The 14,285-nt window shown below is 69.5% G+C and carries 14 protein-coding genes; 8 read left to right on the top strand and 6 right to left on the bottom strand.

The genetic code is table 11. The features are described 5' to 3' along the window. Nucleotides 1-103 precede the first annotated feature (103 nt). The 3 genes from ABC138_RS08365 (at nt 104) to ABC138_RS08355 (ending at nt 1,679) form a co-directional block, all read left to right on the top strand. Nucleotides 104-292, top strand: a complete 189-nt coding sequence (locus ABC138_RS08365) for a hypothetical protein (protein WP_345913344.1) — start codon at nt 104-106, stop codon at nt 290-292. After that, entirely contained in the window at nt 292-1,200 is a 909-nt protein-coding gene (locus ABC138_RS08360) for a restriction endonuclease (protein WP_345913342.1), read from the top strand. The genes ABC138_RS08365 and ABC138_RS08360 overlap by 1 nt, the downstream gene beginning before the upstream one ends. 65 nt (nt 1,201-1,265) lie before the next feature. Next, the gene (locus ABC138_RS08355; RefSeq protein WP_082807768.1) at nt 1,266-1,679 is read left to right on the top strand and encodes a helix-turn-helix transcriptional regulator; all 414 of its coding nucleotides are present in this window, start codon (nt 1,266-1,268) and stop codon (nt 1,677-1,679) included. 4 nt (nt 1,680-1,683) lie between these two features. On the opposite strand, the gene ABC138_RS08350 is transcribed toward ABC138_RS08355, so the two are convergent. Continuing rightward, nucleotides 1,684-2,181 carry a hypothetical protein gene (locus ABC138_RS08350; RefSeq protein ID WP_211596858.1) on the bottom strand — a complete coding sequence of 166 codons (498 nt, stop codon included), beginning with the start codon at nt 2,179-2,181 and terminating at the stop codon, nt 1,684-1,686. A 98-nt stretch (nt 2,182-2,279) separates the two neighbouring features. On the opposite strand from ABC138_RS08350, the gene ABC138_RS08345 reads away from it, so the two are divergent. The 4 genes from ABC138_RS08345 to ABC138_RS08330 all read left to right on the top strand — a co-directional run bounded on the left by ABC138_RS08345 (nt 2,280) and on the right by ABC138_RS08330 (nt 7,539). Further along, entirely contained in the window at nt 2,280-5,663 is a 3,384-nt protein-coding gene (locus ABC138_RS08345; protein ID WP_068328387.1) for a DEAD/DEAH box helicase family protein, read from the top strand. A gap of 21 nt (nt 5,664-5,684) precedes the next feature. After that, nucleotides 5,685-6,470 (top strand): hypothetical protein, encoded by a 786-nt coding sequence (locus ABC138_RS08340; RefSeq protein ID WP_068328391.1) that lies wholly within the window; start codon nt 5,685-5,687, stop codon nt 6,468-6,470. 78 nt (nt 6,471-6,548) lie between these two features. Then, a complete protein-coding gene (locus tag ABC138_RS08335; RefSeq protein WP_068328393.1) occupies nt 6,549-6,956 on the top strand; it encodes a DUF1801 domain-containing protein in 408 nt (135 codons plus the stop codon). Between the two features lies 1 nt (nt 6,957). After that, the gene (locus ABC138_RS08330; RefSeq protein ID WP_068328395.1) at nt 6,958-7,539 is read left to right on the top strand and encodes a GNAT family protein; all 582 of its coding nucleotides are present in this window, start codon (nt 6,958-6,960) and stop codon (nt 7,537-7,539) included. Between the two features lie 25 nt (nt 7,540-7,564). Here ABC138_RS08330 and ABC138_RS08325 read toward each other — a convergent pair whose 3' ends face one another. Further along, nucleotides 7,565-8,836: a DUF2786 domain-containing protein gene (locus ABC138_RS08325; RefSeq protein WP_345913337.1), complete on the bottom strand. Its 1,272-nt coding sequence runs from the start codon at nt 8,834-8,836 to the stop codon at nt 7,565-7,567. Between the two features lie 185 nt (nt 8,837-9,021). Beyond that, nucleotides 9,022-9,933, bottom strand: a complete 912-nt coding sequence (locus ABC138_RS08320) for a LysR family transcriptional regulator (RefSeq protein ID WP_345913335.1) — start codon at nt 9,931-9,933, stop codon at nt 9,022-9,024. A gap of 41 nt (nt 9,934-9,974) precedes the next feature. Here ABC138_RS08320 and ABC138_RS08315 point away from each other — a divergent pair, with 41 nt between their 5' ends. Then, nucleotides 9,975-10,259: a hypothetical protein gene (locus tag ABC138_RS08315; protein ID WP_345913333.1), complete on the top strand. Its 285-nt coding sequence runs from the start codon at nt 9,975-9,977 to the stop codon at nt 10,257-10,259. Between the two features lie 98 nt (nt 10,260-10,357). Here the strand turns inward: ABC138_RS08315 and ppdK are convergent, their stop codons facing one another. The 3 genes from ppdK to ABC138_RS08300 all read right to left on the bottom strand — a co-directional run bounded on the left by ppdK (nt 10,358) and on the right by ABC138_RS08300 (nt 14,195). Beyond that, nucleotides 10,358-13,075 (bottom strand): pyruvate, phosphate dikinase, encoded by a 2,718-nt coding sequence (gene ppdK, locus ABC138_RS08310; RefSeq protein ID WP_338539255.1) that lies wholly within the window; start codon nt 13,073-13,075, stop codon nt 10,358-10,360. Nucleotides 13,076-13,198: 123 nt separating this feature from the next. Continuing rightward, nucleotides 13,199-13,693, bottom strand: a complete 495-nt coding sequence (locus tag ABC138_RS08305) for an SRPBCC family protein (protein WP_068424321.1) — start codon at nt 13,691-13,693, stop codon at nt 13,199-13,201. Between the two features lie 13 nt (nt 13,694-13,706). Next, a complete protein-coding gene (locus ABC138_RS08300; protein ID WP_345913330.1) occupies nt 13,707-14,195 on the bottom strand; it encodes a GNAT family N-acetyltransferase in 489 nt (162 codons plus the stop codon). Nucleotides 14,196-14,285: the final 90 nt, after the last annotated feature.

The following is a 14,285-nucleotide window of genomic DNA, read 5'->3' as shown; positions in this document are numbered from 1 at the left end:
CCCAGGCCGGAAATGACCCACGGATCAGTCAGGAGAGCCCCTTTTGAGTACGCCTTCGGTTCGACGGCGAATCAGTCGCCTATCGAGCGGGACCGGAGGGTCGATGAAGAACGTGTCGAAGTCCAAGTTGAGCCGGATGCCGCTGCCGCAAGTGTCCCCGGCCGATCAGAGACTCTTCGCTGAGCGATCTTCCGTGGTGGCGCGTGCCCGCTCGGCGCAAGGTGTGGCGGGGCAGATGGAGGAGGAACTTTTCGCTTCCCTCCAGTCCCGCGCGTTCAAGGGCGGGCTCTGATGGCTGCTCTTCCGTCGTGGGACCAGTTCATGGTCCCGGTGCTGCGACTCCAAGCAGACGGTGAGGTGCGCTCCCTTCGCTCCATCCGCACTGACGTGGCGGCTGCAGCTCTCATCGAGGACCAACGTACGGCTGTCCTCCCTTCGGGGGTGCCCAAGGCCGACAACCGCATCGGGTGGGCGGTCTCGTACCTCTATCGCGTCGGGGCACTGGATCGGCCGGCTCGTGGTGACTACCGCATCACCGAGGTGGGGCGACGACTGCTGGCGGACCACCCTTCGGCCATCTCCGAGATCGAGCTCCGGCAGTACGCGCGGCCCGGCGACACGTGGTGGACGACGAAGGCCCACGACAGTGCGTCGGAGGTAGAGGTCGTGACGACCACCCCCGAGGTCGACCCGACCGAGCAGGTCGAGGAAGGCATCGCCCGCATCCACGCGGACGTCGCGGCGGAGCTGCTCACCCGGCTGCACGCCAACGACCCCGCCTTCTTCGAGCAGGCCGTGCTCGACCTGCTCATGGCCATGGGCTACGGGGGAGCGGACGGCGCCGCGACCCGCACCCAGCTGTCCAACGACGGAGGCATCGACGGGATCATCGACCAGGACGCCCTTGGCCTGAGCCGGGTCTACGTGCAGGCCAAGCGCTACGCCCTCGACACGGCCGTCGGGCGACCCGAGATCCAGGGATTCGTCGGAGCGCTGCACGGTCAGGCCGCCAACCAGGGCGTCTTCATCACGACCGGGCGCTTCAGCGGCGGGGCCCGCAGCTACGCCGACGGTGTCGCCACGCGGGTCGTCCTCGTCGACGGGCAGCGTCTCGCGACGCTGATGATCAGGTACGGCGTCGGCGTGCAGGTGCGGCGGTCGGTCCAGATCGTCGAGGTGGACGAGGACTTCTTCGAGTAGCTCCGTGCGAACTCTTCCGGCACGCGTAACATCAATGGTACGTTTGACGGGAAGGGGTGACCGACATGAGCAGTGCATTCTGGGACGACCTGTCCCGCGATCTGGAGGACCCGGAGTTTCGTCAGGCGTACATCGCCGAATCGGTCCGCATCGCGACGATCGACTCCGTGGTCAACGCCTTGGATGAGGCGCGCGAGGCCGAGAGCCTGAGCAAGGCTGAGCTGGCGCGCGCGCTTCACACCGAACCGGCGACGATGCGCCGCCTCTTCACCTCGGGCGGTGCCAACCCGACGCTCGGCACACTGGCTGAGGTCGCCGCGGCGGTGGGTATGCGGATCACGGTCGAGCCGATGTCGGAGGAGGAGCGCGCAGTCGTGACCAAGCCGCTGAGGGACAAGCGGTTCACTGCCACCAAGCGTTTCGCCCGGGAGATCCACCGCATCCGTGCCACGTCGTTGAAGCACACCGTGGGGCGCTGACGGGTCAGACGACCGACCTCGGGTTGCGGCTGAAGTACTCGTCTCCGAGGGTCCGGACCTGCGCGTAGTCGGAGTCGGTCAGCGCGGTCCTGAATGGCTTGTCTCTGCCGTCGATGACCACGAGCAGAGGATTGTGGCGGCCCTCGGCTTCGTAGTCCAGGCGGCAGAAGAGGCGGTAGTGACGTCGACCCGGCCCGTCGACGCGCACCTCGAACCAGCCGGTCATCTCGCCGTGCATCGCCTCCCAGTAGCCACCTCCGGCGAACCTCTTGGGCGGGGCCTCCGCCACGGCCCTCAGGGCGGCGCGCGCAGTAGCCCGCACCTTCGTCGGCCAAGCATTGAGGGCTTCGCGGCCGGGCGTCCGCCGGTGAGGGTCGTCGGTCGGGTGCCGGCGGAAGAAGACGATCTCGTGCACGGCATCGGCCGAAGGCCGAGCGTGCGCCACGGCCGGAGCGGGGGCCGACGCAGACTTCTTGCGGCGCTGGCGACGGTCCGGACTCATGACGTCCATCTTGGCTCCTCACGCCGACAGCGTCGGTGCCTCCCACCGGTCCTGACCATCTGACACTCTGGGTCAGGGGCATCGAGAGAGGAGATCAGGTGAGCAACTTCGCCTTCATCAAGGCCGAGTGGCCGAGCGTCCACGCCGACTGCGTGCGCGCCGAGTCCTACCTCGCGAGCGACCCGAGGACGGCGTGCTTCTACGCGCGGCGCGCGACCGAGGACGTCGTGCACCACCTCTACGACCTCATGGCGCTGCCAGTCCCCTACAAGGACGACCTCGCGGCCCGGGTCAACGAGCCCGGGTTCAAGGCGAAGACCGGGCCATCAATCACCCAGAAGCTCAACCTCGTCCGCAACCTTGGCAACAAGGCCGTCCATGACGCCACGCCGATCCCTGCACACGCGGCGCTCACCTCCCTTCGCGAGCTGCACCACATCGTCATCTGGGCCGCCTTCCGCTACTCCACGTCCCCCAGCTCCGTGCCGATGGGCACGGCCTTCGACCCGGGGCTCGCGCAGAAGACTGCGCCGCTCACCCGCGACGAGCTGATCAAGCTCGCGGCCAGGATCAAGGCCCAGGACGAGGCCCATGCCGCGCAGCTTGCGGCCAAGGACGAGTTGGCGGCCGCCAAGGACGCTGAGATCGAGCGTCTCAAGGCCGAGGTTGCTGCCGCTCAGGCCGCCAAGACGCAGACCGTCGACACCCATAACTACGACGAGGCGCAGACCCGCAGCGACCTGATCGACCTGCTCCTCGGCGAAGCCGGCTGGCCACTCGCCGAACCCCGGGACCGTGAGTACGAGGTCTCGGGGATGCCCAACGAGTCGGGTGCCGGCTACGTCGACTACGTGCTCTGGGGTAGCGACGGGCTGCCCCTCGCCGTCGTCGAGGCCAAGCGCACCACGAAGTCCGCGGGCATTGGTCAGCAGCAGGCGAGGCTCTACGCCGATCGGCTCGAGGCGGAGTTCGGCCGCCGCCCGATGGTCTTTTACACCAACGGGATGCAGCACTGGCTCTGGGACGACGCCAGCGCCTATCCGCCGAGAGAAATCCAGGGCTTCTTCACCCGGGACGAGCTCGAGCTGCTCATCCAGCGGCGGCAGACCCGACGTCCGCTCGCCGGGGAGGGAGTGAACCCGGACATCGCCGGTCGGCCCTACCAGGTGCGGGCCATCGCTGCGGTGGGCGACGCCTTCGACCGCAGACAACGTGACGCCCTGCTCGTCATGGCCACCGGCTCCGGCAAGACGCGCACGACCATCGCCCTCGTCGACCAGCTGATGCGCGCCGGCTGGGTCAAGCGCGTGCTCTTCCTCGCCGACCGCACGGTCTTGGTGAGTCAGGCGGCCCGGGCGTTCACCGAGCACCTGCCCGACGTGGCGACCGTCAACCTCGTGACCAACAGGAGCGGTTCCGGGCGGGTCTACGCCTCGACCTACCCGACGATGATGAACCTCATCAACGAGCTCTCCGACGACGCCGACCCGAGCGTGGTCAAGCGGAAGTTCGGCCCCGGGTACTTCGACCTCGTCGTCATCGACGAGGCCCACCGGTCCGTCTACCAGAAGTACGGCACCATCTTCGACTGGTTCGACGGTCTGCTCGTCGGGCTCACTGCCACACCCAAGGACGAGGTCGACCACAACACCTATCGACTCTTCCACCTCGAGGACGGCGTTCCCACCGACGCCTACAGCCTCGACGAGGCCGTCGCCGACGGCTATCTCGTCCCGCCGAAGGGAGTCTCCGTCGGCACGAAGTTCCTCCGTCAGGGAATCCGCTACGACGACCTGAGCGATGAAGAAAAGGACCAGTGGGACCTGCTGGACTGGGGCGAGGATGGCCCGCCGAGGGAGGTGGGCGCCGAAGAGCTCAACCGCTTCCTCTTCAACGAGGACACCGTCGACAAGGTGCTCGCGACGCTCATGGCGGACGGATACAAGGTCGCTGGCGGTGACCGGCTCGGCAAGACGATCATCTTCGCCAAGAGCCAGCAGCACGCCGACTTCATCCAGCAGCGCTTCGACATCGCGTGGCCCGAGTACGGCGGGCAGTTCGCGCGGACGATCACGCACGGCACGCCCTACGCACAGAGCCTCATCGACGACTTCTCGGTCCCCGGCAAGGCGCCGCACATCGCGATCTCGGTCGACATGCTCGACACGGGGATCGATGTGCCCGACGTGGTCAACCTCGTCTTCTTCAAGGTCGTGCGGTCCAAGAGCAAGTTCTGGCAGATGATCGGGCGAGGCACCCGCCTGCGACCGGGCCTCTTCGGACCCGGGCAGGACAAGCAAGACTTTCTCGTCTTCGACTTCTGCGGCAACCTCGAGTTCTTCAGCCAGGACCTCCCGGGCTCCGAGGGATCGCTGCAAAAGTCCCTCACCCAACGCCTGTTCGAGGGACGAGTTGCCCTGATCACCGCACTGGGTCGGACGAAGGGGGATGCCTCCCTTCGCGCGTCGGCGGCGGACCTCCTGCACCGAGCGGTCGCTGGGATGAACCTCGACAACTTCCTCGTCCGCCCGCACCGCGAATGGGTCGAGCGCTACGGGGAACGCGCCGCGTGGGACTCCGTTTCGATCGAGGAGGCCAACGACCTCGTCGAGCATCTGGCCGGCCTCCCGTCGGGTGTCCGGGACGACGACGAGGATGCGAAGCGCTTCGACCTCGTCATCTTGCGACGCCAGCTAGCCCAGTTAGACGGCGACCTCGTCCTTGCCGAGCGGCTGCGCGAGACCGTCCAAGAGGTCGCGGTCGCGCTGCTGGGCAAGACGGCGATCCCATCCGTGGCAGCCCAGGGCGAGCTCCTCGAAGAGCTCGCGAGCGACGAGTGGTGGGTCGACGTCACTCTGCCCATGCTCGAGCTCGCCCGGCTGCGGGTCCGTGACCTCGTCCGTCTCATCGAGCGCACCAAACGCAACCCGGTGTACACGGACTTCGCCGACGAGCTCGGCGACGCTACCGAGGTGGCGCTGCCGGGTACGGTGCCCGGAACGGACATGGAGCGCTTCCGCGCCAAGGTTGCGGCCTACCTGCACCAGCACGAGAGCCACGTCGCCCTGCAGCGTCTCCGTCGGAATCGTCAGCTGACGACTGCCGACTTGTCGTCACTCGAGCAGATGCTGGAGGAGAGCGGCGCCGGCGGCCGGGCTGACCTTGATCGTGCGGTTGCGCATTCCCACGGCTTGGGTCGTTTCGTGCGCTCGCTCATCGGGCTTGAACGCGAAGCGGCGATGGAGGCCTTCGCCGACTATCTGGACGGCACGCGCTTCGACGTGCACCAGGTGCGGTTCGTGAGCCTGATCGTCGACGAGTTGACGTCCAACGGGAGCGTCGCGCCGGGGCGGCTCTTCGAGTCCCCGTACACGGACCATGCGCCCACCGGACCCGATGATCTCTTCGACGAGACGCATGTCGACTCGATCGTGGAGATCCTGCGTGAGGTCGATGGTCGCGCCGAGGCCGTGGGCGCATGAGATTCACGAAGGTGGCATGACATGCCCAAGCGAATGATGTGGGTGTCCTGGGAGGACGGTGCGGACCTCAGCCACTCGCGCAAGAGCCCGGGAGACTTCAGTCCGCTGACGCGGGACAGTGGCAACAACCTGGGGCACGTGGTTCTTGAATCCATCGTGGAAGACGACGAGGAGCAACCGACCGGAGAACCCCAGACGGTGTACATCTACGTCGATGAGACGGCGGAGACGACCAAGACTGACCAAGACGAAACGGCAGAGCTCGTGGCTGCCCTCTTGGTGATAGGCGTGGCGGTGGCCATTGAGAGACGGACGGATATCGCCCACTGGTGGCACGAAGCCGCACGGCCGACGCTCACTCGAGTGAGGCAGCGGATCCGGCGGCCACGACGTTGGCGCCGGCGGGAGACAGGCACTGCGCTCGCGCCAGAGAACGTTCGTGAAGCCGCTGAGGACGTGGCTCAAACCCTTGAGGCCTATCGCGCCAGCATGGGCAGCGAGGAGGCCAGGGACCGGCTCGTGGCCGCGCTGATGGCCAAGCAGTTCGCGGACGAACAATTCGCCCTCCTGAGGAACGCGCGCATCGAGGATCCAGACGCCCAGAGCGCGTCAACCGCCGCTCTCGAAGCCGTCACAGATGAGGAGTTGGAGGCAGCTCTCGAACGGTTGTTGGAGCACAACCCATCGCTTCTGGAATCGTGCGAACTCGCCCATATCGGTAATTCGTTGACCAGTGCAGTTGTGGTCAGCGTCCCGAGACGTCGGCAAGCAGTGGGGAGAGAGCCCGACAGACCGTCAGAAGGGTGAGAGGAACCGCGCCGAGGACTGAAGTGAGAGACGATGAGCCTGACCACGGCGGACACCTCACAGCCCTACCCTCCTCGTATGGCCGACGACCGCAAGACCAAGCCGACCGATGCCTCTGCCGACGAGCTCATCGCGGGGGTCGAGGACGAGCGGCGCCGGGCTGACGCCGAGCAGGCGATCGCGCTCGTGCGCGAGGTGACCGGCGTGGAGCCGGTCGTCTGGGGGCCGTCGATGATCGGCTTCGGCACCCAGCCGTACACGACGGCCGACGGCAAGGAGCACGAGTGGTTCAGGGTCGGGCTCGCCCCGCGCAAGGCGGCGCTGACCTTCTACGGGTTGACCTTCTACGGGTCCAACGGGGACCTGCTCGAGCGCCTGGGCACGCACACGACCGGCAAGGGCTGCCTCTACGTCAAGCGGATGTCGGACGTCGACGAGTCCGTGCTGCGCGAGCTCGTCGAGCGATCCTGGGGCGCTGGTGCCTGAGATGGTCTGGCCCCGGCAAGCCGGGCCGCTCTCCCTCCGCCCTCCGGCGGCCGAGGACATCGAGCAGGCGCTCACGTGGCGCAACAGCCCCGAGGTGACGCGCTGGCTCCTGCTCACCACCGTCGATCCGGTGACGTACGCCCGCAGCTGGCTCGCCGAGGACCCGGACAGCATCGGGGTCGCGGCGCACGTCGACGGGCAGCTCGTGGGCACGGGTTCGCTCGACATCGCGGACGCGATGGGTCAGGTGCACGCCGGCGAGCCGATCTGGCGACGGGCCCAGGGCAGCATCGGCTACACGATCGACCCGGCCCACGCGGGCCGCGGCCACGGGACGCACCTCGCCCGCGCCCTGCTGTCGATCGCCTTCGACGACCTCGGGCTGCACCGCGTGACGGCGGGCTGCTTCGCCGACAACACCCCCTCGTGGCGGGTCATGGAGCGGGTCGGCATGCGGCGTGAGCAGCACGGGGTCAAGGACTCGTGGCACGCCGAGCTCGGCTGGGTCGACGGCTACACCTACGCGATCCTGCGCGAGGAGTGGGTCGAGGTATCAGGGGTCGAAGGGCCGCGGACCGGATAGGCGGTCGCCAATACCTCGACCGGGGTCAGTGCCGTCCCTCCACGGCACCGCCCCCGCTCAACGACGCCCGGTCGGCTGCCGCCTGGCCGGAGAACCACCCTTCGCCGTCGCTGACCGTCGTGGAGCGCGCGGCGCGCAGGTACGGGAAGTGCTCGTCGACGGCGTCGTCGACGGCCTCCCTGCGCTGCTCGAGCAGCGGGACGAGGTCCGTGCCCGTCGACCCGTGGCGTTCCCCGGCAGCGGTGGCGACCTCGGCGTCCACGACCTCCCGCAGCCGCTCGCCGATGCGGTGGGCGAAGGCGACGAGGAAGGACCGGCGGAAGGCAGCCGTCCGTGAGCGACCGCGCGCGTCGGTGCGCTGACCGTGCTGGGCCATCGCCGTGGTCGCCTGCACGAGCAGCGAGGTGAAGAGCGTCTCGACGGCGTCGAGGTCGTCGTGGTGCCCGATGAGGGTGGCGTACCCGAGGTCCTTGGTCCACACGGCGCGGGCGGCGTTGGCGGCGGCGATGCCGGAGAGGAGCGAGACCTTGGGGGACTCGTAGGGCCCCTCGATCCCGACCCGTCGCAGGCCCGGGGCGTCGGACGTGGGCGTGCTCGCCGCGAGCAGGGCCGCGTCGATGCTGTGGCGGGCCATGAGCGCCTGGGCGCCCGCGGTGAAGGTCTCCGCCTCCGCCTCGAAGGTCGTCGACTCCGCCTTGGCGAGCAGGGCCCGCACCCGCTCGAGGACGCGTGCGTCGACGTGCGAGGAGGGCCGACGGGAGGAGGGGTGGGCCTGTCCCGGGAGCGGGCCGATCTGCTCGATCCGGGGCACACCCCAGATCGCCGCGATGAGCTCGACCGCGCCCCGGACCACCTCGGGCCAGGAGTCGCGGGCATCACGCGCCGCCGGGTAGCTCTCGTGGTCCGGCCACCAGACGCTCGCCCCGATCGCCTCCATCTGGGTCCACCAGTCGGGGTCGACCGTGGCCCGGGCGTAGGGGCGAAGGTGGTACGCCATCGCGTCGCCGAGCAGGGACGCGGCCGGCGCCTTGGTGGAGCGGGTGACGTGGCGGTGCAGGTCGACGGGCTGCCAGCCGCGCTCGAAGGCCAGGCCGACCCGCTCGGCGAGGATGCTCAGGATCGCCCACCCCGCGCAGTCCCGGTCGTACCGCGTGCGGGTGTCGTCGACGAGCTGCGCGATGGACCGCTCGGCCGTCCGCGTGCGCCGGTTGGACCACGCGCTCGCCCCCTGCATGACCCGGTCGGCCATCTCCGCGATGTCCGCCTCGCGGTCGCGGCCGATCCCGAAAGCCGTCACGTCATCCCCCTTCGTCGTGGTCGTGTGGACACCTTGGCACGCAGCGCCTGCCGCCCGCTCCGACCCTGTGGACGAAGGGGGAGGAGGCGCTCAGCAAGACTTCTTACGGGTTCGCACGAGTTTTAAACTCTTGCGAAGCCGAGGTTTATCGGGTGACCCGATAAACCTGAGGCGTATGCGGCGGGTCACCCCCGCCGAGCCGACGCCGCGGCGATCTGCTGGAGCATCTCCACCGCGAGGCGGGCGGCCTCGTTGGTCTTGGCCACGGGCGCGGTCAGCGCGACGATGTCACGCACGGGGTTGGGGTTGGTCAGGCGCAGCCGGCGCACGGTCTTGGGGATCGTGCGGGCGGCGAGGTCGGGGATCACGGTGATGCCCACGCCGGCCGCGACGAAGGCGGTCGCCGTGTAGTGGTCCTGCGCCTCGACCCTGTACCGCGGCCGGAATCCGGCTGCGCGGCAGGCGCGGTCGACCATCTCCTGGGTGATGCCGGCGGAGATGTCGTTGCTGATCCACGGGTCCTCGGCCAGCTCGGCCAGCTCGGCCAGCTCCACCCGGCGCCGCCCGGCGAGCCGGTGGTCGGCGGGCACGAGCGCGACGAAGTGGTCGGTCATGAGCGGGGTGACGATGTACCCGGGCCGGATCGAGGTCATCGGGTCGTCGGGCACGACGTCGATGTCGACCGGCGGGGCCTCCCCGGGCGGGTAGCCCTCGGTGAGCACCATCTGCAGGGTGAGCTCGGGCAGCTTCGCCTGGAGCCGTTTGGCCAGCTGCGGCATCCACCGGTACCCGGCCGACGCGAAGTACCCGATCGACAGCGAGCCGGTGCTCCCTTCGCGCAGGTCGTCGACGACGGCATCGACCCGCTTGAGCTCGACCATGAGCCGCTCGCTCTCCGCGGCGAGCGTGTGGGCCGCCGGGGTGGGCTCGATCCCGCGCCCGTGGCGGGTGAAGAGTGTGAGCCCGGTCTCCTTCTGCAGGACGGCGAGCTGCTGGCTCACGGCCGAGGGCGAGTACCCCAGGTGGCCCGCGGCGGCCCCCACCGAACCGGACGCCATGACGGACAAGAAGATCCGGAGCCGGTGCGCGTCGACCATGCCCCGCAACCTACCCGATAGTGAAGTAGAACTGCACGAACATGCACAAAACTGAATTGGATAAAATAGTTGAAGCGAGCAAGATCTTGGCCATGGAGAAGCTCTGGATGACCTACGTCAACGCCCTGCGTCCCGCCGCCAACCGCCACTGGGGGGCCGGCCCGGACGCCGACCACCACCGCATGGCCGCGGAGCTCGCCGCCATGTCCCAGGACGAGACCCGCGGCGAGCGCCGCCTCGCCGCCTCGGCCTCCGGCCCCACGTACCACGCGCCGTACGACCAGCGGATGGCTGACCGCTTCCACCCGCTCCTCTCCACGCGCTGAGCATCCCCGCCCGGGGGTGATCCAGCCCGGGCGCACGACGAAGGGGAGGCCCCGCACCTGACCAGGTGCGGGGCCTCCCCTTCGTCGTGCCCGTGCGCTCAGCGCGTGCCGACGTCGTCCTTGAGCACGACCGCGCGACCAGCCTCCAACCGCGCGACCGGCACGCGGAAGGGGGAGCAGCTCACGTAGTCCAGACCCGCGTCGTGGAAGAAGTGGATCGACTCCGGGTCGCCGCCGTGCTCGCCGCAGACGCCGGTCTTGAGGTCGGCCTTGGTCGAGCGGCCCTTCTCCACACCGATCCGCACGAGCTCGCCGACGCCGATCGCGTCCAGGGTCTCGAAGGGGGAGATGGTGAGGACGCCGTTCTCGAGGTACTTCGGGAAGAAGGCGGTCTCGACGTCGTCGCGGGAGAAGCCCCACGTCGTCTGCGTCAGGTCGTTGGTGCCGAAGGAGAAGAAGTCGGCGGTCTGCGCGATGCGGTTGGCCGTGAGGGCGGCGCGCGGCAGCTCGATCATGCAGCCGATCGGGATCTCGATCGACTGGTTGTTCGCCTCGGCGACCTCGGCGATGATCTCCTCCGCCTGGCGCCGCACGATGACGAGCTCACGGTTGGAGCCGATGAGCGGGACCATGATCTCCGGCTGCGGGTCCTTGCCCTCCTCGCGCAGACGCACGACGGCCTCGGCGATCGCGCGGATCTGCAGGCCGAAGAGGCCCGGGATCTTCAGCCCGAGGCGCACGCCGCGCAGACCGAGCATCGGGTTGGACTCGTGGATCGCGCGCACCGCGTCACGCAGCGCCCGCGTCCGCTCGACCTCCGGGCCGCTCTCGCCCCGCTCGTCGGCCAGGGCGACCTCGACGGTCAGGTCGGTGAGGTCGGGCAGGAACTCGTGCAGCGGCGGGTCGATGAGACGGATCGTCGTGGGCAGCCCGTCCATCGCGGTGAGCAGGTCGACGAAGTCCTCGACCTGCGCCGGCAGCAGCTCCGCCAGCGCGGCCTCGCGCTCCTCGTCGGCCTCGGCGAGCACGACCCGCTCGATCTGCTGGCGCCGGTCCCCGAGGAACTGGTGCTCGGTGCGGCACAGCCCGATGCCCTCGGCGCCGCGGTCGCGGGCACGCTTGGCGTCCTCACCGGTGTCGGCGTTGGCGCGCACGCGCAGGCGGCGGCGGGCGTCGGCGTGCTGCAGCACGCGGTCGACGGCCTCGATGAGCTCGCGGGTCTCGTCGTCGTCGGCGATCGTGACGGCGGCCTCGACGCCCTGCGAGATGTAGGTCATGACGGGCGAGTCGACGACGTGCACGTCACCGAGGAAGACCTCACCGGTCTTGCCGTCGATGGCCAGGGTGTCGCCCTCGCGGACGACGTGCTCGCCGACCCGGATCTCCTTGGCGGCCACGTCGACGACGAGGTCCTCGGCGCCGACCACGGCGCACTTGCCCATGCCGCGCGCGACGACGGCCGCGTGCGAGGTCTTGCCACCACGCGCGGTGAGGATGCCGGCCGCGGCGATCATGCCGGGCAGGTCCTCGGGGGAGGTCTCGCGGCGCACGAGGATGACCGAGCTGCCCTCGGCCTGCTTGGCCTCGGCGCTGGCGTTGTCGAAGGCCACCGCGCCGACGGCCGCGCCCGGGGAGGCGCCCATGCCGGTGGCGATGAGGGTGCGCTCCGCCTCGCGGTCGAACTGCGGGAAGAGCAGCTGGCCCAGCTGTTCGCCGGTCACGCGCTCGAGCGCCTCGTCCATCGTGATGAGGGCCTCGTCGACGAGCTGGGTCGCGATGCGGAAGGCGGCGCCGGCGGTGCGCTTGCCGACACGGGTCTGCAGCATCCACAGCTTGCCGCGCTCGATGGTGAACTCGATGTCGCACAGGTCGCGGTAGTGCGTCTCGAGACGGCGCATCGCGGTGCGCAGCTCCCGGTAGGCGGCCGGGTCACGGTCCTCGAGGTCGGTGAGCGCGAGCGTGTTGCGGATGCCGGCGACGACGTCCTCGCCCTGGGCGTTGGGCAGGTAGTCGCCGTACACGCCGGAGTGGCCGGAGGAGGGGTCGCGGGTGAAGCAGACGCCGGTGCCGGAGGTGTCGCCGAGGTTGCCGAAGACCATGGCCTGCACGTTGACCGCGGTGCCGAGGTCGTCGGCGATGCGCTCGCGGCGGCGGTAGAGCTGGGCGCGCTCGGTGTTCCAGCTGCGGAAGACGGCCTCGATCGCCATGTCGACCTGACGGCGCGGCGTCTGCGGGAAGGGGTTGCCTGTCTCGTCGAGGACGATCTGCTTGAACTCGGCGACGACGGCCTTGAGGTGGTCCGCGGTGAGGTCGACGTCGGCCTCGACCCCGGCCTCCTGCTTGTGGGTGTCGAGCACGTCGGAGAAGCGCTCGGAGTCGATGTCGAGCACCGTCTTGCCGAACATCTGGATGAGGCGGCGGTAGGAGTCCCACGCGAAGCGCTCGTCACCGGCGAAGGAGGCCAGCGACTGCACCGTGTCGTCGTTGAGCCCGACGTTGAGGACGGTCTCCATCATGCCGGGCATCGAGAACTTCGCCCCGGAGCGCACGGAGAGCAGCAGCGGCTCCTCGGAGTCGCCGAGCGTGCGGCCGATGAGGTCCTCGACGTCGCGCAGCCGCTGGGTCACCTCGACCCGCACCTCGGGCGGGACGCGTCCCTCGGTGAGGTAGGCCCGGCAGGCCTCGGTCGTGATCGTGAAGCCCGGGGGGACCGGCAGACCCAGCTTGACCATCTCGGCGAGGTTGGCCCCCTTGCCGCCGAGGAGGTCCTTCTGGTCGCGATCGCCTTCGCTGAACATGTGGACGTACTGACTCACCGGGTGCCTCCCAAGACGCGTGCGCTGAACCCGCCCACTATGACAGGCACCAGGGGCCGGGTCGTGGTCGGTTCCTCGTGGCAGGACGAAGGGGGGACCCCCGCATCCCGTCGTGGGGCCGGGTCAGGCTCCTTCGAGCTCGACCTTGAGGCGGTCGAGGGTGCGGCGGATGTTCCCCGGCTGGTACTCGGCGAAGGTCCGCCCGCCGGTCACGACGCGGTCGAAGACGCGCGCCACGCCGTCGGGCCAGCGCCGGTCGTCGGTCCACGTCTCGGTGACGAGGGTGCCGCCGGTGACCGGCTCGAAGCGGTACTCCCACGTGGCGATGGCCGCGGCGAGGACCGGGCGCCTGCCGCCGATGCGGTGGACCCGGAAGGCGAAGCGCTCGCCCGGGTCGGCGGCGGTGACGGTGCACTCGGTCGTCCACCGCGCCCGACCGCGGCGGTTGCGCCCGACGAAGGAGCTGCCGACGGTGACCGGGCCGTCCGTGGCGGTCCGGCCGCCGGTGTTCTCGGGGCTCCACCGACCCATCTGGGTGATGTCGCTGACCGCCTCCCACGCCGTCATCGGGTCGACGGCGATCGTCACGGTGCCGGACGCGGTGCGGGGTCGCTGCATGGTGCTCACGCTGTCACAGGTCCAGGCCGTCGCCGTCGAGCCGGTAGGTCTCCCACTCGCTCTGGGGGCTCGCGCCGAGCGACTCGTAGAACTCGATGGACGGGGTGTTCCACCGCAGCACGGTCCACTCCAGTCGTCGGTAGCCGCGGGCGCGGCACTCGTCGGCGAGCGTCAGGAGCAGCGCCTTGCCCAGGCCGGACCCGCGGTGCGCGGGCTCGACGTACAGGTCCTCGAGGTGGATGCCGTTCTTGCCGGTCCACGTCGAGAAGGTGAGGAACCACAGCGCGATCCCGACGACGCGACGCTCCTCCCCTTCGCCTCCTACTGCGACATGGCAGGCGGCGGTCGGCGTGCCCTCCTCGGGGAAGAGTGCCGCCACGAAGTCGGCCTCGGTCGCCTCGACGGCGTCGGGCTCGCGCTCGTACTCGGCGAGGTCGTGGACGAGGCGGAGGATGTCGGGCACGTCCGCGGCGGTCGCGGGCCGGATGTCGGGATGGCGCATGGGTTACTCCTATGTCAAGCGGCGGCCGCGAGTCCAGTCGCGGTCGTTGCTTGGTCGGTGGTCAGGTGGTGGAAGACGACGCGAGCGAGG

This window comes from Janibacter sp. LM (assembly GCF_039631275.1).
Lineage (GTDB): Bacteria > Actinomycetota > Actinomycetes > Actinomycetales > Dermatophilaceae > Janibacter > Janibacter terrae.
This window is presented reverse-complemented; position numbering and strand designations above follow the sequence as displayed.

Coding starts and splice junctions, on each gene's coding strand:
- ABC138_RS08365 (WP_345913344.1), top strand. CDS start 104: ATGAAGAACGTGTCGAAGTCCAAGTTGAGCCGGATGCCGCTGCCGCAA.
- ABC138_RS08360 (WP_345913342.1), top strand. CDS start 292: ATGGCTGCTCTTCCGTCGTGGGACCAGTTCATGGTCCCGGTGCTGCGA.
- ABC138_RS08355 (WP_082807768.1), top strand. CDS start 1,266: ATGAGCAGTGCATTCTGGGACGACCTGTCCCGCGATCTGGAGGACCCG.
- ABC138_RS08350 (WP_211596858.1), bottom strand. CDS start 2,181: ATGAGTCCGGACCGTCGCCAGCGCCGCAAGAAGTCTGCGTCGGCCCCC.
- ABC138_RS08340 (WP_068328391.1), top strand. CDS start 5,685: ATGCCCAAGCGAATGATGTGGGTGTCCTGGGAGGACGGTGCGGACCTC.
- ABC138_RS08335 (WP_068328393.1), top strand. CDS start 6,549: ATGGCCGACGACCGCAAGACCAAGCCGACCGATGCCTCTGCCGACGAG.
- ABC138_RS08330 (WP_068328395.1), top strand. CDS start 6,958: ATGGTCTGGCCCCGGCAAGCCGGGCCGCTCTCCCTCCGCCCTCCGGCG.
- ABC138_RS08320 (WP_345913335.1), bottom strand. CDS start 9,933: ATGGTCGACGCGCACCGGCTCCGGATCTTCTTGTCCGTCATGGCGTCC.
- ABC138_RS08315 (WP_345913333.1), top strand. CDS start 9,975: ATGCACAAAACTGAATTGGATAAAATAGTTGAAGCGAGCAAGATCTTG.
- ABC138_RS08305 (WP_068424321.1), bottom strand. CDS start 13,693: ATGCAGCGACCCCGCACCGCGTCCGGCACCGTGACGATCGCCGTCGAC.
- ABC138_RS08300 (WP_345913330.1), bottom strand. CDS start 14,195: ATGCGCCATCCCGACATCCGGCCCGCGACCGCCGCGGACGTGCCCGAC.